The 24572-nt window shown below is 59.9% G+C and carries 24 protein-coding genes; 16 read left to right on the forward strand and 8 right to left on the reverse strand.

Going from position 1 to position 24572, the window contains the following annotated elements; all coding sequences use genetic code 11:
• The first annotated feature begins 41 nt into the window (after positions 1-41).
• Genes eat through eutC form a run of 3 tightly spaced genes read left to right on the forward strand, consistent with a single transcriptional unit; the run spans position 42 to position 3592 of the window.
• On the forward strand, positions 42-1421 hold the full coding sequence (gene eat, locus ABLU95_RS14370) for an ethanolamine permease (protein WP_032453381.1): 1380 nt from the start codon (positions 42-44) through the stop codon (positions 1419-1421).
• Between the two features lie 9 nt (positions 1422-1430).
• Complete coding sequence (locus ABLU95_RS14375; RefSeq protein WP_023288556.1) at positions 1431-2819, forward strand: ethanolamine ammonia-lyase subunit EutB; 1389 nt, start codon at positions 1431-1433, stop codon at positions 2817-2819.
• Entirely contained in the window at positions 2816-3592 is a 777-nt protein-coding gene (gene eutC / locus ABLU95_RS14380) for an ethanolamine ammonia-lyase subunit EutC (protein ID WP_023288555.1), read from the forward strand. The genes ABLU95_RS14375 and eutC overlap by 4 nt, the downstream gene beginning before the upstream one ends.
• A gap of 442 nt (positions 3593-4034) precedes the next feature.
• Here the strand turns inward: eutC and ABLU95_RS14385 are convergent, their stop codons facing one another.
• Complete coding sequence (locus ABLU95_RS14385) at positions 4035-4178, reverse strand: hypothetical protein (protein ID WP_032428606.1); 144 nt, start codon at positions 4176-4178, stop codon at positions 4035-4037.
• On the opposite strand from ABLU95_RS14385, the gene ABLU95_RS14390 reads away from it, so the two are divergent.
• Genes ABLU95_RS14390 through ABLU95_RS14410 form a run of 5 tightly spaced genes read left to right on the forward strand, consistent with a single transcriptional unit; the run spans position 4171 to position 8702 of the window.
• Positions 4171-5277: an ABC transporter substrate-binding protein gene (locus tag ABLU95_RS14390; protein ID WP_072096492.1), complete on the forward strand. Its 1107-nt coding sequence runs from the start codon at positions 4171-4173 to the stop codon at positions 5275-5277. The genes ABLU95_RS14385 and ABLU95_RS14390 overlap by 8 nt on opposite strands.
• Before the next feature lie 19 nt (positions 5278-5296).
• Positions 5297-6196 carry a branched-chain amino acid ABC transporter permease gene (locus tag ABLU95_RS14395; RefSeq protein WP_192242529.1) on the forward strand — a complete coding sequence of 300 codons (900 nt, stop codon included), beginning with the start codon at positions 5297-5299 and terminating at the stop codon, positions 6194-6196.
• Positions 6196-7245 (forward strand): branched-chain amino acid ABC transporter permease, encoded by a 1050-nt coding sequence (locus ABLU95_RS14400; protein ID WP_008805324.1) that lies wholly within the window; start codon positions 6196-6198, stop codon positions 7243-7245. The genes ABLU95_RS14395 and ABLU95_RS14400 overlap by 1 nt, the downstream gene beginning before the upstream one ends.
• Positions 7232-8014, forward strand: a complete 783-nt coding sequence (locus ABLU95_RS14405) for an ABC transporter ATP-binding protein (RefSeq protein ID WP_032453292.1) — start codon at positions 7232-7234, stop codon at positions 8012-8014. Before ABLU95_RS14400 ends, ABLU95_RS14405 begins: the two co-directional genes overlap by 14 nt.
• Positions 8007-8702, forward strand: coding sequence for an ABC transporter ATP-binding protein (locus ABLU95_RS14410; RefSeq protein ID WP_004204908.1), 696 nt, complete (start codon positions 8007-8009; stop codon positions 8700-8702). Before ABLU95_RS14405 ends, ABLU95_RS14410 begins: the two co-directional genes overlap by 8 nt.
• A 116-nt stretch (positions 8703-8818) precedes the next feature.
• Here the strand turns inward: ABLU95_RS14410 and ABLU95_RS14415 are convergent, their stop codons facing one another.
• Positions 8819-8989, reverse strand: a complete 171-nt coding sequence (locus tag ABLU95_RS14415) for a hypothetical protein (RefSeq protein ID WP_002890108.1) — start codon at positions 8987-8989, stop codon at positions 8819-8821.
• An 834-nt stretch (positions 8990-9823) separates the two neighbouring features.
• Here ABLU95_RS14415 and ABLU95_RS14420 point away from each other — a divergent pair.
• Genes ABLU95_RS14420 through ABLU95_RS14435 form a run of 4 tightly spaced genes read left to right on the forward strand, consistent with a single transcriptional unit; the run spans position 9824 to position 12881 of the window.
• Positions 9824-10633 (forward strand): ABC transporter substrate-binding protein, encoded by an 810-nt coding sequence (locus ABLU95_RS14420; RefSeq protein WP_002890106.1) that lies wholly within the window; start codon positions 9824-9826, stop codon positions 10631-10633.
• A 1-nt stretch (position 10634) separates the two neighbouring features.
• Positions 10635-11453, forward strand: a complete 819-nt coding sequence (locus ABLU95_RS14425) for an amino acid ABC transporter ATP-binding protein (RefSeq protein ID WP_023288551.1) — start codon at positions 10635-10637, stop codon at positions 11451-11453.
• Entirely contained in the window at positions 11450-12202 is a 753-nt protein-coding gene (locus ABLU95_RS14430) for an amino acid ABC transporter permease (RefSeq protein WP_023288550.1), read from the forward strand. The genes ABLU95_RS14425 and ABLU95_RS14430 overlap by 4 nt, the downstream gene beginning before the upstream one ends.
• Entirely contained in the window at positions 12192-12881 is a 690-nt protein-coding gene (locus tag ABLU95_RS14435) for an amino acid ABC transporter permease (RefSeq protein ID WP_348879832.1), read from the forward strand. Before ABLU95_RS14430 ends, ABLU95_RS14435 begins: the two co-directional genes overlap by 11 nt.
• A gap of 3 nt (positions 12882-12884) precedes the next feature.
• Here the strand turns inward: ABLU95_RS14435 and ABLU95_RS14440 are convergent, their stop codons facing one another.
• The 6 genes from ABLU95_RS14440 to ABLU95_RS14465 form a co-directional block, all read right to left on the reverse strand.
• Positions 12885-13595 carry a hypothetical protein gene (locus ABLU95_RS14440; protein WP_348879834.1) on the reverse strand — a complete coding sequence of 237 codons (711 nt, stop codon included), beginning with the start codon at positions 13593-13595 and terminating at the stop codon, positions 12885-12887.
• Entirely contained in the window at positions 13564-15207 is a 1644-nt protein-coding gene (gene ecpD / locus ABLU95_RS14445) for a fimbrial adhesin EcpD (protein ID WP_194859298.1), read from the reverse strand. Before ecpD ends, ABLU95_RS14440 begins: the two co-directional genes overlap by 32 nt.
• On the reverse strand, positions 15197-17722 hold the full coding sequence (locus ABLU95_RS14450) for a CS1-pili formation C-terminal domain-containing protein (protein ID WP_348879835.1): 2526 nt from the start codon (positions 17720-17722) through the stop codon (positions 15197-15199). The genes ecpD and ABLU95_RS14450 overlap by 11 nt, the downstream gene beginning before the upstream one ends.
• 25 nt (positions 17723-17747) lie before the next feature.
• Entirely contained in the window at positions 17748-18416 is a 669-nt protein-coding gene (locus tag ABLU95_RS14455) for a hypothetical protein (RefSeq protein WP_023288546.1), read from the reverse strand.
• Positions 18417-18474: 58 nt separating this feature from the next.
• The gene (ecpA, locus tag ABLU95_RS14460; RefSeq protein WP_023288545.1) at positions 18475-19062 is read right to left on the reverse strand and encodes a common pilus major fimbrillin subunit EcpA; all 588 of its coding nucleotides are present in this window, start codon (positions 19060-19062) and stop codon (positions 18475-18477) included.
• A 73-nt stretch (positions 19063-19135) separates the two neighbouring features.
• A complete protein-coding gene (locus ABLU95_RS14465) occupies positions 19136-19678 on the reverse strand; it encodes a helix-turn-helix transcriptional regulator (RefSeq protein ID WP_023288544.1) in 543 nt (180 codons plus the stop codon).
• A gap of 903 nt (positions 19679-20581) precedes the next feature.
• On the opposite strand from ABLU95_RS14465, the gene phnC reads away from it, so the two are divergent.
• The 4 genes from phnC (at position 20582) to phnE (ABLU95_RS14485) (ending at position 24205) form a co-directional block, all read left to right on the forward strand.
• Complete coding sequence (phnC, locus tag ABLU95_RS14470; RefSeq protein ID WP_348879836.1) at positions 20582-21424, forward strand: phosphonate ABC transporter ATP-binding protein; 843 nt, start codon at positions 20582-20584, stop codon at positions 21422-21424.
• Positions 21425-21446: 22 nt separating this feature from the next.
• Positions 21447-22385, forward strand: a complete 939-nt coding sequence (gene phnD, locus ABLU95_RS14475) for a phosphonate ABC transporter substrate-binding protein (protein WP_032428601.1) — start codon at positions 21447-21449, stop codon at positions 22383-22385.
• A gap of 66 nt (positions 22386-22451) precedes the next feature.
• Positions 22452-23324, forward strand: coding sequence for a phosphonate ABC transporter, permease protein PhnE (phnE, locus tag ABLU95_RS14480; protein ID WP_348879838.1), 873 nt, complete (start codon positions 22452-22454; stop codon positions 23322-23324).
• Positions 23321-24205 (forward strand): phosphonate ABC transporter, permease protein PhnE, encoded by an 885-nt coding sequence (gene phnE / locus ABLU95_RS14485; protein WP_072413930.1) that lies wholly within the window; start codon positions 23321-23323, stop codon positions 24203-24205. The genes phnE (ABLU95_RS14480) and phnE (ABLU95_RS14485) overlap by 4 nt, the downstream gene beginning before the upstream one ends.
• Positions 24206-24572: the final 367 nt, after the last annotated feature.

A 24572-nucleotide genomic window follows, 5' to 3' on the forward strand; every position in this document is an offset into this window, starting at 1 on the left:
GCCTGTCGTTCAGAACCTTTCTATCTGGCGAGGCAACACGTATGACAGAGCACACCACCACCTTAAAAAGAACGCTCGGCAGTTTTCGTTTATGGGGGATCGCCGTCGGACTGGTGATATCCGGGGAGTACTTCGGCTGGAGCTACGGCTGGTCGCAGGCGGGCACGATGGGGTTTATGGTCGTCGCCCTGGCGGTCGCCGCCATGTACTGCGCCTTTATTTTCAGCTTTACCGAGCTGACCACCGCCATCCCGCACGCTGGCGGCCCTTTCGCCTACGCCTACCGCGCCTTCGGGCCCACCGGCGGCTTTATCGCTGGTTTTGCCACCCTGATTGAATTCGTCTTCGCCCCGCCGGCCATCGCCATGGCCATCGGCGCCTACCTCAACGTGCAGTTTCCGGCGCTGGATCCGAAATGGGTCGCCTGCGGCGCTTACGTGATCTTTATGACGCTCAATATCCTCGGCGTCGGCATCGCCGCCACCTTCGAGCTGATCGTCACCCTGCTGGCTATCTTCGAGCTGCTGGTGTTTATGGGCGTCGTCGCCCCCGGCTTCTCCTGGAGCCACTTCACCGCCAACGGCTGGGCGGGCGCGGAAAGCTTTAGCGGCCTGGCGCTGCCGGGGATGTTCGCCGCCATTCCGTTCGCTATCTGGTTTTTTCTCGCCATTGAGGGGGCTTCCATGGCCGCCGAAGAGGCCAAAGATCCGCAGCGCACCATTCCGCGCGCCCTGGGCGGCGGCATTCTGACGCTGACGGTGCTGGCGATCGGCGTGATGGTCTTCGCCGGCGGCGTCGGCGACTGGCGCGCGCTGTCCAATATCAACGACCCGCTGCCTCAGGCGATGAAGACGGTAGTGGGCAACGGCAGCGGCTGGCTGCATATGCTGGTGTGGCTGGGGCTGTTTGGCCTCGTCGCCTCCTTCCACGGCATCATTATGGGCTACTCGCGGCAGATCTACTCCCTCGCCCGCGCCGGCTATCTGCCCGCCGGGCTGGCCTCCCTCAACCGCCGCACCCGCACCCCGCATCTGGCGATCCTCGCCGGCGGCGTGGTGGGTATCGCCGCGATCTTCTCCGACTCGCTGATCACCATCAGCGGCATGCCGTTGACCGCCTGCATCGTCACCATGTCGGTATTTGGGGCTATTGTTATGTATATCACTTCCATGGCGGCGCTGTTCAAACTGCGCCGTAGCGAGCCGAAGCTGATCCGTCCGTTCCGCGCGCCGCTCTACCCGCTGGCGCCGGCCTTTGCCCTCGGCATGGCGGTGATCTGCCTGGTGGCGATGGTCTGGTATAACCTGCTGCTGGCGCTGATTTTCGCGGCGATGATGCTCGGCGGCTACCTGTGGTTCCGCAAAACCGCAGCGGCCCGTGAACGGGCGCCAGTGGATCCTCAACTGCGCACGGTCTCCTGAGGAGGCGGCATGTATAAAACCACGCTATCGGGCCAGGTATGGCGCTTTGATAGTCTGAAAACGCTGATGGCGAAAGCGTCGCCGGCCCGCTCCGGCGACGCCCTGGCGGGCGTTATCGCCCACTCGGCCGAAGAGCGGATGGCGGCGAAAATGACCCTCGCCGAGGTGCCGCTGACCGACATTCTCGACAACCCGCTTATCCCCTACGAGCAGGACGAAGTGACCCGCCTGATCCTCGACACCCATGATGCGCAGGGCTTTGCCGCCCTGCGTCACCTGACGGTCGGCGATTTCCGCGACTGGCTGCTGGACGATGCCACCGATACCGCCACGCTGCAGCGGGTCGCCCGCGCTATCACCCCGGAGATGGCGGCGGCGGTAAGCAAGCTGATGCGCAATCAGGATCTGATCCTCGCCGCCAGCAAATGTCAGGTGGTGACGCGCTTTCGCAACACCATCGGCCTGCCCGGCCACCTCAGCGTGCGCCTGCAGCCCAATCATCCCACCGATGACCTGAAAGGCATCGCCGCCAGTATGCTCGACGGACTGCTGTACGGCGCCGGGGATGCGGTGATCGGCATCAACCCGGCCAGCGACAGCTTACCGGTGCTGGCGCAGCTGAACGTGATGCTGGACGATATTATCCAGCGCTTCGCCATTCCCACCCAGTCCTGCATTCTGACCCACGTCACCAATACGCTGCAGCTGATTGAGCGCGGCGCGCCGGTGGATCTGGTGTTTCAGTCGGTGGCGGGAACCGAAGCGGCCAACAGCGGCTTCGGCATCAACCTTGCCATGCTGCAGGAGGCCCGCGAGGCGGCCCTCAGCCTCGGTCGCGGTACCCTCGGCAACAATGTAATGTATTTTGAGACCGGCCAGGGGAGCTGCCTGTCGGCCAACGCCCACCACGGCGTCGACCAGCAGACCTGCGAGGCGCGCGCCTACGCCGTCGCCCGCCACTTTGAACCGCTGCTGGTCAATACGGTGGTCGGCTTTATCGGTCCGGAGTATCTCTACGACGGCAAGCAGATTATTCGCGCCGGGCTGGAGGATCACTTCTGCGGCAAGCTGATGGGTCTGCCGATCGGCTGCGACGTCTGCTATACCAACCACGCGGAAGCGGATCAGGATGATATGGACACCCTGCTGACCCTGCTGTGCGCCGCCGGGCTCACCTTCCTGATCGGCGTGCCAGGGGCGGACGATATCATGCTTAATTACCAGAGCACCTCGTTCCATGATGCGCTCTACGCCCGTCGTCTGCTGGGCTTAAAGCATGCCCCGGAGTTCGCCGACTGGCTGGCGAAGATGCAAATTATCGATCCGCACGGCGCGCTGCGGCTCACCGATGCCCGCCATCCGCTGCTGTCCGTTCTGCCGCAAGGAGCCCCCGTATGAACCGTCCCGACGCCTGGAACCCGCTGCGTGAATTTACCGATGCGCGGATCGCCCTGGGCCGCAGCGGCGCCAGCCTGCCGACCCGCGAAGTCCTTAACTTTGGTCTGGCCCACGCCAGAGCGCGGGACGCCATTCATCAGCCGTTCGCCAGCCAGCAGCTGGTGGCGCCGCTGGCGGCGCTCGGCCTCGACACCCTGACGGTGCACAGCGCCGCGCCGGACCGTCATACCTATCTGCGGCGCCCGGATCTCGGGCGGCAGCTCGCCGACGAGAGTCGCGCCGACCTCGCCGCCAGCGGCGTCCGCCCCGCCGACCTGCTGCTGGTGATCGGCGACGGCCTCTCTTCCTGGGCGGTAGAGCGCCAGGCGGTGCCGTTGATCCGCGCCCTGCTGCCCTGGCTGCAGACGCTGGGGATCGGCCTGGCGCCGGTGGTGCTGGCCCATCAGTCGCGGGTGGCGCTGGGGGATGATATTGGCGAAACCCTGAAAGCCCGCGCGGTGGCGATCCTGATTGGCGAACGACCGGGCCTCTCCTCGCCGGACAGCCTCGGCGTCTACCTCACCTGGCAGCCCCATCGGCAGCGGCTGGAGTCAGAGCGCAACTGTATCTCCAATATTCGCCCGGAAGGGCTGAGCCATGACGCCGCCGCCTTTAAACTGGCCTGGCTGCTGGAGCAGGCTTTTTTACGACGGCTTACCGGCGTGCGCCTGAAAGATGAAAGCGATAATCCGGCGCTGCATGGAAAAATAAAACCATTGACCCCTTTAAAATAATAAGTCACGCGAGCCGAAGAATAGATTTTTAATATTACCTGGCGCACCTGAATATTATATTCGGGTGCGCGCTGAAATCGCCCGGCGGCGCTTCGCTGGCGCGAGCCTGTGGAAACCGTTCAACCGGTTTATAGTGCGTATTTTCCAGGCCGGATAAGGCGCCAGTCGCTACCCGGAAAAATACGTTCAGCGTATCAAAAGCCGTGTTGTCACCAGCCTTATGCCCTTGCCTGCAGGTAATAAGAATATTGCATGAGTAAAAACGAAACGGACGTTGTAAGGTAATTCAGCGCCTTAAAAAATACCCGTCATACTTTAAGTTGCATGTGCGTTGGCTGCGTTCTCTCCCCCCAGTCACTGACTTCTGTAAGCGCCTGGGGATTCGCTCACTTGCCGCCTTCATGCGACTCGAATTATTTAGGGTATATATCTCGTTATCTATTCAACATAACAGCCAATAATTCGCCAGATACGCTGGCGAATTATTCCTCAATGTTATGCAGTCATTGATGGTTAAAGATAAATAATCGACCGACGGAGAAATACCAATGAAATCGTTTTCCGGGAAAGCGTCTTTAATGGCCACGCTGGTAGCCGCGCTGGCCGGCGCGAGCAGCGCGCAGGCAGCGGAAATTAAAATCGGGGTGGTATTACCCCTGAGCGGCGCCCTCAGCGGCTATGGTCAGCCGTCGCAGAAAGGGCTGGACATTATTCAGACCATCACCCCGACGTTAAAAAATGGCGATACCATCAAGCTTATCGTTATCGATGATAAAAGCGACAAAGTCGAAGCGGCCAACGCCATGCAGCGGCTGGTCTCCAGCGATAAAGTGGATGCCGTGATCGGGGAAGTCACCTCCTCCAACACCCTGGCGATGACCAAGATCGCCGACGACAGCAAAACGCCGCTGGTCTCCTCCACCGCCACCAACGACCGCGTCACCCGCAACCATCCGTACGTCAGCCGGGTCTGCTTCTCGGACAGCTTCCAGGGGGTGGTCGGGGCCAATCTGGCCTCCCGCGATCTGAAAGCCAAAACCGCCGCCATCGTGTTTGACAGTAGCAACGATTACTCCGTCGGCCTGGCGAAAGCGTTCCGCACCCAGTTCCTGAAAAACGGCGGCACCATTCCCATCGAGGTACAGGCCCCGGGCGGCAGCAAGGACTTTAAAGCCCAGCTGGCGAGCGTCAAGGCGAAGAATGTCGACATGATTTATATGCCGATCTACTACACCGAAGGGGCGCTGATTGCCGTGCAGTCAAAACAGCTGGGGCTCAACAAACCGGTGGTGGGCGGCGACGGTCTGGCCGCAGATCAGGTCTTCTTCGATGTGGGTAAAGACGCGGTCAACGGCTATATGACCACCGATTACTACTCGCCGAACGCCAAAGAGCAGACCCCGGCCGGGGAAACCTTCATCAAAGCCTGGGAAGCCAAATACCAGCAGCCGACCCATACCTGGGGCGCAATGGCGGCGGACGCCTATAACGTCATCGTCAACGCCATGAACCAGTGCAGCGATCCCCACGATCGGGTCTGCGTGAATGAAAAAATCCGCGCCACCAAAGATTTCCAGGGCGTGACCGGCACGCTGACGTTACAGAACGGCGACGCCATTCGCAGCGCGGTCATCAACGAAGTGAAAGATGGCAAGCTGGCGTTTCGTACCGTGGTTAACCCTTAAGTTGTGACGAGGCTACAAAATGGACGGCGCCATTTTTCTCCAGCAAGTGGTCAATGGAATGAGTCTTGGGGGCATGTACGCCCTGATTGCCATCGGTTATACGATGGTTTATGGCGTGCTAAGGCTGATCAACTTCGCCCATGCGGACGTGATGATGGTCGGCGCGTTTAGTACGCTGTTTTTATTTTCTTCGGTTGGGCTACCCTTCGGGGTAGCCGTTTTCCTGACTCTCGGGCTGTGCGGCCTGTTTGGCATGCTGATTGACCGGGTCGCCTATCGTCCGCTGCGCCAGGCCTCGAAAATTTCCATGCTGATCACCGCCATCGGCGTCAGCTTCTTCCTCGAAAACCTGTTTAACGTGCTGTTTGGCGGCAGCTCGCGCTTCTTCTCCACCCCTGACTTTTTCAACCAGACCCGGGCCTTCGGCAGCGTCATTATTACCAACGTGGCGTGGATTGTGCCGCTGATCACCGTCCTGCTGCTGCTGGCGATCCTCTGGCTGCTGTACCGCACCCGCTATGGAATGGCGATCCGCGCGGTGGCCTTTGACGTCAACACCGTGCGTCTGATGGGCATTGACGCCAACCGGATCATCTCCCTGGTCTTCGCCCTCGGCAGCAGCCTCGCGGCGCTCGGCGGCGTGTTCTACTCCATCAGCTACCCGACGATCGATCCCCTGATGGGCGTGCTTATCGGCCTGAAGGCCTTCGCCGCCGCCGTGCTGGGCGGGATCGGCAGCGTCACCGGCGCGGTGCTCGGCGGCTTTATTCTCGGCTTTACCGAGGTGGTCGCGGTGGCGATCTTCCCCGAACTGGGCGGCTATAAAGACGCTTTCGCCTTCCTGTTCTTGATTCTGGTCCTCTTGTTCCGCCCGGTCGGCATTATGGGCGACGAACGTCTGGAAAGGAGCCGTTTCTGATGCTCAACGCGACGACCACCGCCGGGGCGCAGCTGCGCAACCTGGCCATTATTGTCATCTGTATCGCGCTGCTGGCCGGAATCAACGTGGTTTTCAATGACTACATTGTTCGCGTCATCAGCACCATTTTTATCTTTATGATCCTCGCGGTCAGCTACAACCTGATCAACGGCGTGACCGGCCAGCTGTCGCTGGAGCCGAACGGCTTCGTGGCGGTGGGCGCCTACGTCACCGCCCTGCTGATCCTCTCCAGCGACAGCAAGGTAGACATGTTTGAAATGGCCGCCCCCAGCCCGTGGATCCTCAGCCTGCACGCGGGCTTCCTCCCCGCCCTGCTGATAAGTGGCCTGTGCGCGGCGGCGCTGGCGGTGTGCCTCGCCGTGCCGGTCTTCCGGGTGCGCGGCGACTACCTGGCCATCGTCACCCTCGGCTTCGGGTTTATCATCAAGATCCTCGCCATTAACAACCCGCAAATCACCAACGGCGCCATCGGGCTGAACGATATTCCGCAGCAGCCGCATCTCCTGTTCTGGTGCGGCCTGTTCGCCCTGCTGGCCACCGGCATGATCCTCCAGCTGGTGTGGTCGAAGTATGGCCGGATGATGAAAGCCATTCGCGACGATGAAGATGCGGCGATCGCCATGGGGGTCAACACCTTCCGCATTAAAACCTGCGCCTTCGCCACCAGCGCCTTCTTCGAAGGGATCGGCGGCGGTCTGCTGGCTTCCCTGCTGACCACCATTTCCCCGGGGCTGTTCGACTTTATGCTCACCTTCCAGCTGCTGATTATTATCGTCCTCGGCGGACTCGGCAGCACCACCGGCGCCCTGCTCGGCACCGTGCTGGTGGTCGGCAGCGGCGAGTGGCTGCGCTTTCTCGACCAGCCGCTGCAGTTCTTCGGTCACGATCTCGGCGCCTATCCGGGCCTGCGAATGGTGGTCTTCTCCCTGCTGCTGCTGATCATCATGCTTTTCGCCCGCGAAGGGCTGCTGGGGAAAAAAGAGATTTGGCAGATGGGAAGAAGGAACAGCAGCTATGGCGGAAAATAAAATCATCCTGCAGGTGCAGGACGTCACCATGCAGTTTGGCGGCCTGCGGGCCATCGACAACGTCAGCTTCCATGTTGATGAAGCGGAGATCTTTGGCCTTATCGGCCCTAACGGCGCGGGCAAAACGACCCTGTTTAACGTCATCACCGCCAACTATAAGCCCACCAGCGGCAGCGTCACCCTCGCGGGCACCTCGCTGAAGGGGCTAAAGCCCAACCAGGTGGTCAACGCCGGGATCGCCCGCACCTTCCAGAATATCCGTCTGTTTAACTCGATGACGGTGCTGGAGAACGTGATGGTCGGGCTTGACCGCGCCAGCCGCTATTCGTTGCTGGAGGCGGCCCTGCACATTGGCCGCTACTTTCCGGCCGAGCGGGCGGCGAAGGCCAAAGCGATGGCCATTCTGGAAGACATCGGCATCGCCCACTTCGCCCATATGCAGGCCACGAACCTGAGCTATGGCAACCAGCGCAAAGTGGAGATCGCCCGCGCGCTGGCCACCTCGCCGAAGCTGCTGCTGCTCGATGAGCCGGCCGCCGGGATGAACCCGAAGGAGACCGAGGATCTGGCGGAGCTGATCTTCCGCATGCGCCATGACTATCAGCTCAGCGTCCTGTTAATCGAGCACGATATGCCCTTCGTCAACCGCCTGTGCGAACGGGTGATGGTCCTGGAGTATGGTAAGCCATTGTTCAGCGGCCTGATGGCCGAGGCGATCCAGCATCCGGACGTCATTTCCGCTTATCTGGGAGAAGCCAATTATGCTTAACGCCAGGGAACTGAAGGTCTTTTACGGCGTGATCCAGGGACTGAAAGGCGTCGATATCGATGTTTATGACCGGGAGATCGTCACCCTGATCGGCAGCAATGGCGCCGGTAAAACCTCCACCCTCAATGGGATCGTCAACCTGGTGCGCTCCAGCGGGCGCGTCAGCTTCCTCAACGACGATATCTCGCGCAGCCAGACCCACCAGATCGTACGTCGCGGGCTGGCGCTGGTGCCGGAGGGACGCCGGGTCTTTACCAACCTGACCATCGAAGAGAACCTGCGCATGGGCGCTTACAATAATCTCGCCGGCTACACCCGCCTGCGCGATCGTATGTACGCCCTCTTTCCACGGCTCAAGGAGCGGCGCCATCAGATGGCGGGCACCATGAGCGGCGGCGAGCAGCAGATGCTGGCCATCGCCCGGGCGCTGATGAGCGAGCCGGTGTTATTGATGCTGGATGAACCAAGCCTCGGGCTGGCGCCGAAAATTGTCGGCGAGCTGTTCGGCATCATTAAGCAACTGCGCGAAGAGAATATGACGGTGCTGCTGGTGGAGCAGAATGCGACGGCCGCGCTGGCGATCGCCGATCGGGCGTATGTCCTGGAGAATGGCCGGATCACCTTGTCAGGCGCGGCGCGGGAGATGCTGACTAACCCGGAAATTAAGCGGATGTATCTGGGGGGATAAGGGTGGTTAAAACTGCCTGGGCTGCGGCGGCGCCTCCTGCGATGCCGCAACCTCAGGCAGTCTCTTGCTACACAAAGCACACCTCGTTCCAGTAGGCTTCTCGCGTCCTGCGTCGCTCAGTATGTCTTATCATGACGGAACCACCGGGTTTCCACGTTGCCAATGTCCACGCCGTAGAGGCTGGCCACCGGCAGGATCGCCTCCATGACGCGTTGAGTATCTTGCTGTCCGGCTTCACCGTTGGACAAAAAAGCCAGCCAGCCCGTTAACCGTTGCCACAATGCCACTTTCGTTTTCTCCTCTGTCGGGAAGCGAATCGCCTGGGTCTATTTCAACCACAGTTGGCCGGGCGCGGGAAATATTAATTCCGAATTTGCAATCCTGGCTGGCGCATATTACGCCCGGTCCTGTCACCCTCACCCTCTCTCCGGAGGGAAAGAGGGCCGTTCGGCTGTCGTTGCCGCACCGGTATACACCGCGGGGCCACAGGGAAAGGCACATACCATTTTTAACGGATATGTTCTGATAGCTATGAAATGGCTCCTGAAACCTACGGGCGTGCAGCGGGCCCGATTCCCGCTGAAATCGGCGAACCGGAGGTCGGCAGACAAGGGCTGGCCGCCATGGAGGGCGGCCAGAGGCGATTCGAGACATGACAAAATTGCCGGGAGCAATTTTGAACAGCGCTTGCGCAGGCCCCGCAGGGGCGAGTCCCAGGGATGGGACGAGTAGTATCGAGTTGAGCCGACCGCAGGCTGATGACCGGGAGGTGAGCGTAGTGCGCAGCACGGATTTCTCTGCGGGACCGGGGGGATTGTAAAGGGGGAGACGGTTTTCTCCCCCTTTACCCGTTCACCGGCAAAGAACCACCATTTTCTCGCAAACGCAAAGTGAACGGAAAATTACCCCTATCCCTCACCCTCACCCTCTCTCCGGAGGGAAAGAGGACCGCCCGGCACTCGTGACTGCGCCGGTAAAACGCTACCTGCGCATAAAGAATACCCACAGGTTTGTTAAGTTCTTTTTCGTTATAGATAAGAATTTTTTCTTCTTTGCCGCCGACGGGGAATGTGTGGGAGCGTGATGTCCACAAAACAAAACAGGGATTCAGGGGAAAAAATATGCGCAACAAAACCACAAAAATCGCACTGGCGCTGGGTATGCTGCTGCTCGCCTCGCAGGCGCAGGCCGACCAGCTGGCTGACATCAAAGCCGCCGGCGTCGTGAAAGTCGCCACCTTTGACGCCAACCCGCCGTTCGGCTCCGTGGACGCCAAAACCCACCATATCGTCGGCTACGACGTCGACTTTGCCCAGGCGCTGGCGAAAGCGCTCGGCGTCAAACTCGAACTGGTGGCCACTAACCCGGCCAACCGTATTCCGCTGCTGCAGTCCGGCAAAGCCGACCTGATCGTCGCCGACATTACCATCACCCCGGAGCGGGCCCAGGTTATTGATTTCTCAACGCCGTATTTCGTCACCGGCCAGCAGTTCCTCGTGCCGGCCGGCTCTCCGGATAAGCTTGATGAGTACAGCAAAGCGCGCATCGGCGCGGTGAAAGGCACCACCGGCGAACAGGCGCTGCACCAGCGTTTCCCGCAGGCTCGCGTCCTCTCCTATGACGATATTCCGCTGGCCCTGACCGCCCTGCGCAACGGCAACGTCCAGGCCATCACCCAGGACAGCACCATCCTTGCCGGTCTGCTGGCGGAAGCGCCGGATAAAGCCAAGTTTAAAATTCTGCCCGACCTGCTCAGCAAAGAAGAGATTGGCGTGGGGGTGAAGAAAGGCGAACCGGCCCTGCTGAAGGCCGTCAACGATGAGCTGGTGAAGCTGGAGAAAACCGGCGAAGCCGCGAAAATTTACGATGTCTGGTTTGGCCCTGCCACTAAAACGCCGCAGCCGCGCGCCTTTACCATAGAAGCGAAATAATATGTTCTCGGGTTTATTCTCCCACTCCGCGGCCCCGGCCGCGGATTTTTCACGTCTACAGCGCGCCAGCATTACCTTTCGTGAGGTGGCCAAGCGCTACGGCGATCATCAGGTGCTTAACGCCATCAACCTGCAGGTCGATCCCGGCGAAGTGGTGGCGATCCTCGGCCCTTCCGGATCGGGAAAATCGACGCTGATCCGCCTGATCAACCAGCTCGAATCCTTAAGCGGCGGCGAGATCCTGATCGACGGCAAACCCACCAGCCGGCTGAGCGGCAGCGCCTTGCGCCAGCTGCGCAGCCGCGTCGGCTTTGTCTTCCAGCAGTTCAACCTTTACGCCCACCTGACGGCGCAGGAGAACATCACGCTGGCGCTGGAGCGCGTCCACGGCTGGGGAAAAAGCGCGGCACAGGAGCGGGCGCTGGCGCTGCTGCGTCAGGTTGGGCTGGAGGAGAAAGCGCAGCAGATGCCGGCGCAGCTCTCCGGCGGCCAGCAGCAGCGGGTGGCGATCGCCCGCGCCCTGGCCTCCTCGCCGCAGATTATCCTGTTCGATGAGCCCACTTCGGCCCTCGACCCGGAGATGATCGGCGAAGTTTTGCAGGTGATGAAAAACCTCGCCCACAGCGGGATCACCATGCTGGTGGTGACCCACGAGATGCAGTTTGCCCGCGAAATTGCCGACCGGGTGGTGTTTATCGACGGCGGCGACATTCTCGAGGTCGCCCCGCCGGCTGAGTTTTTCGCCCATCCGCAGCATGCCCGCGCGCGGCGTTTTCTGCAGAAGGTGCTGGATCCGCTGCACCAGGAGAGCCTCGAGTGACGCCGATGCTTGACTGGCACGGCGTCCTGAGCGGACAGCCGTTGCAATGGATTATCTCTGGTTTTCTCACCACCGTCTGGGTCAGCGTCGCCGGGATCCTGCTCGCCACTCTGCTGGCGGTCCTGCTGCTGGCCCTGCGTCTCGGCGGCGGCCGCGCGGGGCGCGGGCTGGTGGCCGCGTGGGTCTCGCTGTTTCGCAATACCCCGCTGCTGGTCCAGCTGCTGTTCTGGTACTTTGCCGCCTGGAACCTGCTGCCGCTGGCGGTGAAGAACGTGGTGAACGACGAGCACGCCTGGTCCATTCTGCCGGGCAACGTCTGGTGGCTGACGCCGGAGTTCCTCTGCTCAATGTGGGGGCTGGGGGTCTTTACCTCCGCCTTTCTGGTGGAAGAGATCGCCTCCGGACTGCGCGCCGTCAGCCACGGGCAGCGGGAAGCCGCGCTGTCGCAGGGCTTTACGCCGTGGCAGGAGCTGCGCTTTATCCTTCTGCCGCAGGGGCTGGCCAACGCCTGGCAGCCGATTGTCGGCCAGTATCTCAACCTGATGAAACTCTCATCGCTGGCCAGCGGCATCGGCTTTGCGGAACTGACCTATCAGGTGCGGCAGATTGAGAGCTATAACGCGCACGCCCTGGAGGCTTTTGCCGTCGGCACCGCGCTGTACCTGGCGCTGGGGGTGGCGATGGGCGTGGCGCTAACGCGTCTCGGCCCGGGAAGAAAACTGCAACGGAGCGCCCAACATGAACGCTAATCTGGCGGTGATCGCCGATAACCTTGATTACCTGCTGTGGGGCCGGCTGGCGGAGGGCCAGCCCGGCGGCGTGGCCCTGACCCTGCTGATGGCTATCGGCGCCACGCTGCTGGCGCTGCCGGGAGGCATTGCGCTGGCGGGCCTGGCCTGGCGCTACGGCGGACTGACGCGGCGTCTGCTGTTTCTGTGGGCGGAAATTATCCGCGGCATCCCGCTGATATTTGTCATCTTCTGGCTGTGGTATCTGCTGCCGATTCTGACCGGCGGCGATCTGCCCGGCGCGGTGACCGTGACCCTGGCGCTGGCGTGGTTTACCGCCGCCTCGGTGATGCACTCGGTGCTGGCCGGGCTGCAGTCGCTGCCGAAAGGTCAGTATGAGGCGGCGCTGACCCAGGGTTTCGCCCCCGGACAAACGCTGCGCCTGGTGCTGCTCCCGCAGGCGCTGCGCAACGTTCAGCCGTCGCTGGTGGGGATCTTTATCGGCCTGCTGAAGGACACTTCGCTGGCGTTTATCGTCAACGTCCCGGAGCTGACCACCGTGGCCGGCCAGGTCAACAACCGGGTGCAGATCTATCCCCTGGCGATCTTCGTCTTCACCGGCGCGGTGTACTACCTGCTGTGCTGCGGTCTGAGCCTGCTGGCCAGCCGGCGCTTTACCCGCCGCGCGACCGCCGGGTAAGGTTCACTCCGCGGGGCGGGGCTTCAGCGGGCAGGTATCGCTGATCTTAATAAATTTGTCGTTATAGACCAGATAGTGGTTCCCCGGCTGGCGCAGCGCCGGCTGGCGAACCACGTCCCCGGGACGCAGATACCACGCGTCCCCCTCCTCTTCGGTCGAATCGCATCCTGGCTTAATCAGCAGCTTAAACCAGGTATTGCCGGTATTGCTCACCGTTCCGGCCACCTTATCGAAAGACCATTTAAACTGCACCTCGCGCGGGCGCACCACCAGAATGGTATCCATCACCACCACCGGCTCCATGCTGACCTCGCCGCCGGTCGGGCCGCGCCTCGTCAGGTTGCGGGTGGGGATTTCGCGAAACGAGACCCGATAATAGCGCTCGCGGTTGTCCCGCGGGCCATGATAGTAAAATTTGAAGTATTCGCTCTCCCCGACCTGCAGCGCCAGCTGACGGGGGGCGAACAGCAGCTCGCCATCCACTGGCCGGGAGCGCACTTCGCTGCCGCCCGGGCGATCGATGGCGCTGACGGCGATGCGGTACAGCCGCGCGCTTTTATTGTTGTTCACCACCCGTTTGCTGGCGAAATCCGCTTCTGCCGGTAGGGAAAAGGTCAGGTTGCCGACCGAGATAGCCTGCGCCAGCGGAGCCACCAGCAGGCAGCCCACCGTCAGCAGGGCCTTAGTTAATGTTGCGCCACGTCGCCTGGACATGAATCTCTCCTGAAGCGCTGACTTCGCCAAACCAGCCATTATCGTCTACCGTCCGCAGCGAAATGGCGTTATCCATCGGAATCGAGAATTTCACCGTGGTCTTATCCATCTGCCCCACTTCGCCGGAGATATCGGTCCACGGCGTGGTCAGCCACAGCGCATCGGTCATATCCCGCCAGCTGTCATCGCACCCGGCGTCGTAGGTCTGCGTCGCGCCGCTGCGGGTGATAAAAGAGAGCGTCGCCGGGAACGGCACTTTCGCCGTACCGTCATCGGAGCTAAAGAGACAGTAGGAGCGCCCGCCAATCACCTGCGCCGGTCCGGTCACTTTGATCAGCACTTCGTCGGCGGCCGTTTTACCGCTGGTGGTGACGATGTAGCCGAAATCGAGCGCCGGTTCGCCGCTGCCGACATACCCCTCCCGCGACGGCGCCGAGGTATATTCGTCGGAGATAATGCTGATGCTGAAATCACGGGGCTTGATAATCAGCGTATTGGAGGTGGAAAACTCATACCAGCCTGACTCCGGCGAGGTGGTGTTCTGGAAGCGAAAGTTGAACAGATCCTTGGTATTGATATCGCTGATCCCGAGATTCACCATCTGCTTAAAGAAGTTGCTGGAGAAGAACACATAGATCGCGTCTGAGCTCTTCATCTCGTTGAAGGTGTAGTAATAGGCGGTATTGCTCACCGGCTTCCATGAGCTGCCGTTGAGGCTGAACTGCATATCGTACGCCCCGACGGCCGAGGCCAGCGACGAGTTGGCGATCGCCGGGAAAATATGGATCGAGGTGTTGCTTAACCCATTGGTCTGCAACGTATAGTTGACCATCTTACAGCTTAACCCTGAGCGGCTGCCGATGGTCTGCGTCCGGCAGTCGGCGTTCCCTTCCCCGAGGGTCGGCACGCCATCGCTGTTGATAAACACCTCCGCCAGCGAGTGGGTGTTTATCAACCTCAGGCTCGCGGCTTTGGTGTGGGTGACATTGCGCACATACCAGTTGCCGGAGGCTTGATCCTTACAGCGCGCGCCGCTGCTGGCGTCGTAGTTCACCGAGGTCTGGCAGGCATTGATGGTCATCGTGAAGCTGCCGCCGACCGGCATCTGCTGCAGATACTGATAGAAGGCGTCCGACATCATACCGTGCATCCACTTCGCGCCGCCGCTGGTCACCGTCGCGCCATAGAACCCGCTGGCGTCGGTGGTTTGCGGCAGGATCAGACTGGTGGCCATATCGCACCCGGCGTACCAGTTGATGCAGCGCAGGCCGGTTAAAGGGTGCGAAACCGGCGAGTTTTCCAGCCACATATCAAACTTCCAGTTGGCATTGAGCCCGGTGTTGTAGCCGTTATCGATATAGCCGAGACTCTGCTGATAGATGGTCCCGGAGCCGGTGTATTTTAAGCCGGTCCAGCGGTTGGCGCCGGTCATGCGCGGATCCAGCGCCCCGCCGGGGGTGACGAAAAAGTTGTCGTCGGCGTTGTTTTCCACAAACACAAACTCGCGCGCCGGCGCATCCGACCAGGTGGTCTTCGACACCGCCGCCCTGAGCGCGGCCGCCGGCCAGAGCAGCGCGAGGATCGCCAGGGCGATTAAAGGGTTAACTTTCATTCTCTTCTCCTGTCTGCGCCGCCGCCGCCCACGACGAGAGGCCGCTGCAAACCACATCCCCCACCCAGACGGCGCCGCGCGCCTGGCTGAGCTCCAGCGCCACTTCGCAGGTTTTATTGCCGCCGTAGCTGAAATCGATCGTGGGGTATTTCTTATCCACATCCATGACGAACTCGCCGTTTTCATCGGTGCGGGTACGGCCGATATGGTTGTTAATCCGCGCATTCGCCAGCAGCGTGCCGTCTTCCGCCCGAATACGACCGGAGACGGTGACCATCTGCTTCACCTCAGGCTCAATCACCGCCACGTTGCCGGGATAGAGGGTCAGATGACTCTTGCGCCCGCTGACGATGTCGTAACTGTCGAGCGAGTTTTTGCTGTTTTGCAGCTCCACCTCATAGCGGCCATAGGGAGAGAGCGGCAGATAGTTACGCTTGCCGCTGAGCGGGAAGATCCGCCCGTTGACCCTGGCGCTGATCTGACCGTCATCCTCCAGTCCGGTGTTGAAGATCACCCCGGCGTTGCCGTCGGTTCGTCCGCTGGCGGCGATATTTTTGCCCTGCCAGCCGACGCTGCCGCTGGCGGTGAGGTTGGTGTTGACGTAGCCGTCCGCCGCGCTGTTGACGTTCAGCGTGCCGCTGGCGTAGCGGGCGTCGAACTGGGCATACGCCCCGCCGCTGAGGGTTTTGTCATCCCCGGTATCGCCGGAGATGGCCCGCGACAGATTGGCGCCGATGGTGCGAATGGTGCCTTCATCAAACTGCTTGCGCGCTGAGAGGTTAGCCATGGTGTAGCCGTTCTGATGGGTCATCCCGGCGCTGAACCAGTTGCCCAGCGGCAGCGACAGATCGAGGGCGATATATTTCCCGGTGTTGGCGCTGCTGTCGCCATTGTTATAGCGCTGGATCCCCGCCCGCAGGCCGAGCGAGCCAAAGGCGCCGCTGTAGACCGTCTGATAGTAATCCGCGGTGTAGTAATGACTGTTGTAGCGACGGTCATCGTTGTAGCTGACGCTGAACGTCCCCAGCTTCGACCACAGCGCGTTGAGGTTGAGGGTGCCGCCGATCGCCCGGTTGTCGGCATCGCTGCGTCGCAACTGATCGCCAATGCGGGTTCTCTCCTGGTTGACCCACACTGAACTAAAGCCCCCCGGCAGCGTGGCGCTGATGCTGCCGACGCTGCTCCACGAGCTGTCGCTGGCCAGCATATTTTGCAGGTTAACGTTGATCGACTCGCCCAGCGGCAGCGTCAGGCGGGTTTCTCCCACCGCCTGGTTGTCGTAGCCATAGCCCGTTGCCGCCCAGCTTAGGGTGCTGAGCGACCCGGAGGCCGAGAGGCCCGCCAGCCAGCTCTCTTTCGCCGGCCGGGTCTTTTTCCCGCTCTCCGACCAGCGATCCATATGAAAACTGCCGCCCCACACCTGCCACGCCAGCGGCGCGCCGGCGCCGCGTCCCCGGCTGAACAGCTTATTGACCCGCTGGGTGCGTTTGCTGACCACCCGCCCGTTGACGATCACCTCGACCTCCACGTCGTAAATACCGTACGGCAGGCCGCGGGTATCCACTTCATGGTTCCCCATGGCGAAGTTCTGGACGCTCAGCAACCGGCCGTCACGAGTGAGATGCACCTCGCCCGCCGCCGGCAGAAAGGCGATCACCGGCGTGGCGGACTGGCTGTTGTCGAAGACGGTGGAGCTGGCCTGGTTCCCCCAGGAAAGGCCGTAAATCTTGCCCGCCGAAATAGCGGTCATCGGCCCCAGGGACTGCAGGTTCCAGGTGTCAAGCATCCCGCCGGCAAAGCGGTGGCCGGCGAAATCGCGTTCATACATGGCCTTATATAATTCACTGTCCTGCTGACCGCTGCCGATCCCGTACAGCGAGCCGTCGAGCACCACATGATGCTCACGCAGCGCCGTGACGTTGTTCAGCGACAGATAGCTGGAGGTGTTGCTCCCGCCGTTGCGCATCTGGTTGTTATAGACGCCGAGGTTATAGCTCAGGTTGCTGCTGAGGGCGTTGACGCTCGACTGGCCGATGTCTTCGCTGCGCGAGCGCAGCACGGTGCCCAGCGCCTCGCGCTTGACCACCAGCTGCAGCAGCAGCTGGCGCAGGCTGAGATCCAGCTGCGCGCTGTCGGTCAGCGTGATGGTGAGCGCCTCGCTGAACGGGGCGTTGGCGAGGCCAGTCAGCTGCTGGCGGGTCTGTTCGCTGACGCTGGCGTTACCCTCATTGTCCTCCAGCCGGATCTGCCGAACGCGCAGCTGGCCGCCGTCCAGCCAGATAAAGGCGCTGCCGATCCGCTGATCGTCCCGGGTGTCCTGGCTGCCGGCAAGATGAATATAGAGCGGAACGCTCATGCCGTCCTGCAGCGCCTGGCTGAAGGCCTGCGGAATAATCACCCCGCCAATCTGCTGCGCCCCTGGGGCAGCCGCGCTGGCGTCGGGCTGAACGAACAAAAAAAACATGCCGAAGGCAAGTCGTGTTTTCAGTCCTGGGGAAATCCGTTGTAGAGGCATCGTCGTTATCCATCTGCACAGCTGTCTATTTCACGGGAACAAACTGCTCACCCTGCCAAAGCGCAACCCGCCCTTTTTTATCCGCCGTGTCCACGCGCGTAAAACGGCGTGATTTACCCGGCATCAGGTAGTAGTTTTCCTTACACTCCTTACCCTCGGCGGCCTTCAGGCAAGGGCCGTAGGCGAGGATCCGCAGCGTCGCGTTCCCGGTGTTGGTCAGGGAGCCGTTGGCGTACTGAAAGCGGTAGTTCACCTGCCGGGGCGCCACCACCAGGATGGTGCCGATGCGGGCGGAAGCGGTGGCCACCGCGCTGCGGGTGGCGTTATCGCGCTGGGCATCGCTGAGCGCCTGGTCGAACCAGACAATGCGGTAGTAGCGCTCTTTGTCATCCGCCGGGCCTTTGTAGAAGAAGCGGATCACATCGCTGGCCTGGGCGGGTAGCAGCAGGCTGGCGGGAGTGAGCAGCACCTCATCCGGTTTATCCATCGGGATAACCTGTCCGTCATCCAGCGGGGAAGAGAGCCGTTCGAGATGGATATTGATCAGCCGGCCGCTGTCGGTGCTGTTCTTGATCGTTTTGCTCAGCGTGCTGCTGCCGCTGTTCATAAAAGATGAGATATCGCCGACATCCAGCGCCTGCGCCGGCGATACTCCGGCAAGCAGCAGCCCGAGGGCCAGAAGGTGCTTTTTCATAACAATTCCGTCCGTGAAAAAAGCAGGGGGAGCCCCCCCTGCTGGTGCATCAGAAGGATCAGCTAGTCCAGGTGGCGTCGAACTGGACGCTAACGTCGCCGCTCCAGATCCCTTCCGGCAGGGTGCTGTAATCGGTCACGGCGGTGGTGCCGTCAGTGGTGCCGCTGATGATAGAGAAGGTGAAACCATCCTGCGCGGTGGTGCGGCCGCTGGCGTTGTAGCCATTAGCCAGCGCGCTGAGGTTGCCGCCCAGAATGTTGTTGGCGGTATCGATCATCACGGTATCACCGGTTTTTTCCACCGCTGCGCCGTTATAATCCACGCCCACGCTCAGCGTGGAGCCGGAGGTATCCAGCTGGGTTAAGGTGTTGGTGATAAGACGCGAGGTCAGCTTAAAGGCGGTCGCCGTTGCGTCACCCTCAATTGCCACGTCAAACAGACCTTTCTGTGAGTTAAAACCTTTCACGCCTTCGGCATACTGGAACGCCAGGCTGCCGAGCGGGGTGACGACCAGTTTGCTGGTGGTGTCTTTTTTGGCGGTCGCAGACCAGGTCGCTACAGCCTGAGCCGTTACGTCAGCAGCCTGCGCCACACCCATACCGGTAAACGCCGTTACCAGAGCTATTGCCAGAACCTTTTTTTTCATCGCTTTTTCTTCCTGAGTTGAATTAAGGACATGATGTCCCGGTGAACCATTCAAAAATTAACTTGCCTGGGTGTTACTGAACTAACTTATATATTTTGGAATACAGCTTGGCCTCAGCATTGCGCCGATGGGTATACACTGTCTTCACGCTACAATTTTCAATTCTGGCGATCGATTTCGGCTGCATGCCCTGGGCGGTCATGCGGATAATTTTCATTTCCCGGTCTGTAATTTTATCTTTCTTAATATCTTTACGGAGAAACCTGCCATTAATCACATAGGCCAGCTCTTTTCGAATATCGCGACTCAGGCCAACATATACCACGCCGCGAATATCGCTATTGTAATACCAGTAATTCGCTAAGGCCTCTGACTTTCTGGCCGCAATTAATACGACCTGTTTCCCCTTTACCGCGGATAGCCATTCGCTGTCGCGCCTGATAAATTCGTTTAACGAAGCCGTATTGAGATTGATAAACACGAAATCTCTTCTGATTTTCTCTAGCGACAGATAAATTAATTCGTCGATATCTACAATCAGTTCGGATAATCCTTTATAGAAGTAGGAGTCATGGGCAGACCAAATATACTTATCGGAACAGCTTTTATATTCCATATAGTTTTTAACCTCATAGTCCTTGAAGTAATCATTTTTACAACGTCACTGCTTGCCAGGCCTATAAAGTTAACTGGCGTATTCCATTCCTTTAATAAATCGCCATTAAATAAGACACGCATCACCTATCAATATTGGATAAGCGGGGTTAAACTATAATTATTTTCTGCTTGGCGTTGAATTTAAGTTTTTTCCTATAGAGTGTCAACATGCGGAAAGGCAATGAATTTCGCGCCCAGGTCAATATTTACAAAAACTGAAAATATCGTTTTTTTGAGGAAAGAAAAAAGACATTTATTTTCATAAGGTTATTGGCAATATTACTGTCGATTCTTAGCTGAATTTTATATTACCCAGGATCTTCACCCTATTATGTTAGGAATATTCTTAATGGAGGGCAGAATGAAGTTGTCGAATAAACCAAATTTATTAAAAAATAAAGAATATAAATCCAAAAAGAAGCAACAACCAGGATGATTCACCAACGCATAAGACTCATGAATAGATTAACCTGCCGCACAAAATAGTTATGTATATGTTAATACCTGGGGAATGTTGAATGCTAAACAAAGGCAGACGCATTATCTATTCGATATAACAGTTCTCATCAGCAAGATTAAGCGAAGATTGACGAGGGTTCCTGCCGTCAAGGGGCGCCTGTCTCCGCGCCCCCGAAAGCATAGCCGCTTTTCGGCGCTTCGCCAGCGCGCCACGCGCGCTCGGGTGGACCGGGGGCCGAGGGTGCCGTGATCGGCAACATTGCCAGCGCGCCACGCGCGCGCGGGTGGACCGCTCACCGCCGCCCTTTCCCGCCTGTTCACGGTTTGTTCGCAATACCGTCATCGAAATTTCACATAAAGACCTATTAATAGTGGCCAGTTAATGACGAACCTGGACACTCTTATGAACAGCTCTCTTGCCGCGGTGGCCGAAACTGATTTCCAGCCGTTCACCGATCTCAATGCCGGCCGGCAGCGGAAGGTCTTAAGCGTGCGTAACCTGAGTAAAGCCTACGAGGCTCAGCACAAGGTGCTGGACGGCATCAGCTTTGACCTGCACGCCGGTGAAATGGTTGGGGTTATTGGCCGTTCCGGCGCCGGTAAATCGACGCTCCTGCATGTTCTCAATGGCACCCACAGCGCCAGCGGCGGCGAAATTCTTAGCTACCCGGAAGTCGGTATCCCGCACGATGTCTCCCGGCTGAAAGGCCGCGCGCTCAACGCCTGGCGCAGCCACTGCGGGATGATCTTTCAGGACTTCTGCCTGGTGCCGCGCCTCGACGTGCTCACCAACGTTCTGCTGGGCCGCCTCAGCCAGACTTCAACTCTGAAATCGCTGTTTAAAATCTTTCCCGCAGCCGACCGGGCACGCGCCATTGCGCTGCTTGAATGGATGAACATGCTGCCGCACGCGCTGCAGCGGGCGGAGAACCTCTCCGGCGGGCAGATGCAGCGGGTGGCGATCTGCCGGGCGCTGATGCAAAACCCCGGGATCTTGCTGGCCGACGAGCCTGTCGCCTCGCTGGATCCGAAAAACACTCAGCGCATCATGGATGTGCTGCGCGAGATTAGCGAGCAGGGCATCAGCGTGATGGTCAACCTGCATTCGGTGGAGCTGGTCAGGACCTACTGCACCCGGGTTATCGGCGTCGCCAGCGGACAGCTTATTTTTGACGATCACCCCTCCCGGCTGACGCAGGATGTACTGCAGCAGCTGTACGGCGATGACGTTAGCCAATTGCATTAATTTCACTCACACGGGCAACATAATGAAAAAATATATGACTGGCGCAGTTCGTTTATCCGCAATGGTCGCGGGCATGATGATGGCATGGCAGGCAGCGGCGGCGCAGCCGAAAGAGCTGAATCTGGGCATTCTCGGCGGCCAGAACGCCACCCAGCAAATCGGCGACAACCAGTGCGTGAAGACCTTCCTCGATAAAGAGCTGAACGTGGATACCAAACTGCGTAACTCTTCCGACTATTCCGGGGTGATTCAGGGTCTGCTGGGGGGTAAAGTCGACGTGGTGCTGAGCATGTCCCCCTCCTCTTACGCCTCGGTTTATCTCAATAACCCGAAAGCGGTGGATATCGTCGGCATCGCCGTGGACGACAAAGATCAGTCTCGCGGCTATCACTCGGTGGTGATTGTCAAAGCCGACTCCCCGTATAAAACGCTGGACGATTTAAAAGGCAAAGCCTTTGGCTTCGCCGACCCGGATTCCACTTCCGGGTATCTGATCCCTAACCATGCGTTTAAAGAAAAATTTGGCGGTAACGCCGACAACAAATACAACAACACCTTCTCCAGCGTCACCTTCTCCGGTGGCCACGAGCAGGACATCCTCGGCGTGCTGAATGGCCAGTTCGCGGGGGCGGTGACCTGGGCCTCGATGGTTGGCGATTACAACACCGGCTACACCACCGGCGCGTTCAACCGTCTGATTCGCATGGATCATCCGGATCTGATGAAGCAGATCCGCATTATCTGGCAATCGCCGCTGATCCCGAACGGCCCGATCCTGGTGAGCAATGCGCTGCCGGCGGACTTTAAGGCAAAGGTCGTGGCGGCGGTGAAAAAACTGGATACCGAGGATCACGCCTGCTTTATCAAAGCGATGGGCGGTACGCAGCACATCGGCCCGGGCAGCGTGGCTGATTTCCAGCAGATTATCGATATGAAACGCGAGCTGGTGAGCGCGCGTTAATCCTGCCTCAACGCCGCCGGCTTGCCCCGAGGTGAGCGGCGGCGCTACGTTGAAGATCCCCGACGCATGAAGACGACCCACATCGAATTTGAACGCTATTACCAGCAGATACGCTCGCGGCAAAAACGCGATGCCGTCTGCTGGTCCCTTCTGTTGCTGGCGCTCTATTTTGCCGCCGGCAGCGCCGCGGAATTTAATCTGCTGACTATCTGGCACTCGCTGCCCCACTTCCTGGACTATATGGCAGAGACTATTCCGCCCCTGAGCGCCGGCAACCTGTTCGCCGACGTGCAGACCAAAGGGTCGCTGGCCTGGTGGGGCTATCGCCTGCCGATCCAGCTGCCGCTGATCTGGGAAACCCTGCAGCTGGCGCTGGCCTCAACCCTGGTGGCGGTCGCCATTGCCACGGTTTTCGCGTTTCTCTCCGCCAATAATGCCTGGTCCCCGGCGCCGGTGCGCTTTGCCATTCGCGTGCTGGTGGCGTTTTTGCGCACCATGCCCGAGCTGGCGTGGGCGGTGATCTTTGTGATGGCGTTCGGCATCGGCGCGATCCCGGGCTTTCTGGCGCTCATGCTGCATACCGTCGGCAGTCTGACCAAACTGTTCTACGAGGCGGTGGAAAGCGCGCAAAACAAACCGGTACGCGGCCTGGCGGCCTGCGGCGCATCGCCGCTGCAGAAAATTCGCTTCGCCCTGTGGCCGCAGGTGAAACCGCTGTTTCTCTCCTACGGCTTTATGCGGCTTGAAATCAACTTCCGCTCGTCGACCATTCTCGGGCTGGTAGGCGCGGGCGGCATCGGCCAGGAGCTGATGACCAACATCAAGCTCGACCGCTACGATCAGGTGAGCATCACCCTGCTGCTGATCATTCTGGTGGTGTCGGCGCTGGACATGCTGTCCGGTCGTTTGCGCCTGTGGGTACTGGAGGGTAAGAAATGAGCGTCTGGCACATGCAACCGGATATCGCCGCCAGCCGTCGGCAGCATAAACAGCTCTATCAGGTCCAGGGGCGCTACCTGCGCTACGTCGGGCTGGTGGCGCTGGCCTGCGTGCTCTATTACGTCTGGTTTTTTCTGCAGTTCGGCATCAGCGGCGAACAGCTGACCACCGGCCTGCAGCAGATTGGCCGCTATCTGGCGCGGATGTTCGTCTGGCACGACTTCTGGAACTGGCCGTTTGGCTATTACTTCACGCAAATCGGCATTACCCTGGCTATCGTCTTCGCCGGGACGCTCACCGCCACGGTGCTGGCGCTGCTGCTCTCCTTCTTCGCCGCCCGCAACATCATGCGCGGCATGGTGCTGGGGACCCTCGCCCTGCTGATGCGCCGCCTGTTTGATGTGCTGCGCGGGATCGACATGGCTATCTGGGGGCTGATTTTCGTGCGCGCGGTAGGCCTCGGGCCGCTGGCCGGGGTGCTGGCGATCATCATGCAGGACACCGGTCTGCTGGGACGGCTGTACGCGGAAGGACACGAAGCCGTGGACCGCTCCCCCGGGCGCGGGCTGACCGCCGTGGGCGCGAACGGCCTGCAAAAGCATCGTTTTGGCATTTTTACCCAGTCGTTCCCGACCTTCCTCGCGCTGAGCCTGTACCAGATTGAATCCAACACCCGCTCCGCGGCGGTGCTGGGCTTCGTCGGCGCCGGCGGTATCGGGCTTATCTATGCCGAGAATATGCGCCTGTGGAACTGGGATGTGGTGATGTTTATCACGCTGCTGCTGGTGGCCGTGGTGATGATCATGGACACCCTCTCCGCCTGGCTGCGCCGTCGCTATATCGGCGGCGCCGTAGTGCCGCTGTATCAGAAGGAACGCTAGCGCGCCTTTGTGCCGGGTGGCGGCTGCGCCTTACCCGGCCTACAAGTTCCTCTCACAGGCTCACACCCCGTAGGCCCGCGCAAGCGCAGCGCCGCCGGACAACGACCGCCGGCACGAAGCCGCCTTTATGCCGGATGGCGGCTCACGCCTTATCCGGCCTACAACGACTGAACCCGCAGAAGCATTTATCCGCTCCGCTATTCCAGCCGCCAGCTCAGTATGTAGGCCCGCGCAAGCGCAGCGCCGCCGGGCAATGACCGCCAGTACGAAGCCGCCTTTATGCCGGATAGCGGCTCACGCCTTGCCCGGCCGACAACGACTGAACCCGCAGAAGCATTTATCCGCTCCGCTATTCCAGCCGCCAGCT

It is taken from the genome of Klebsiella sp. GG_Kp146 (assembly GCF_040061975.1).
Taxonomy (GTDB): domain Bacteria; phylum Pseudomonadota; class Gammaproteobacteria; order Enterobacterales; family Enterobacteriaceae; genus Klebsiella; species Klebsiella quasipneumoniae.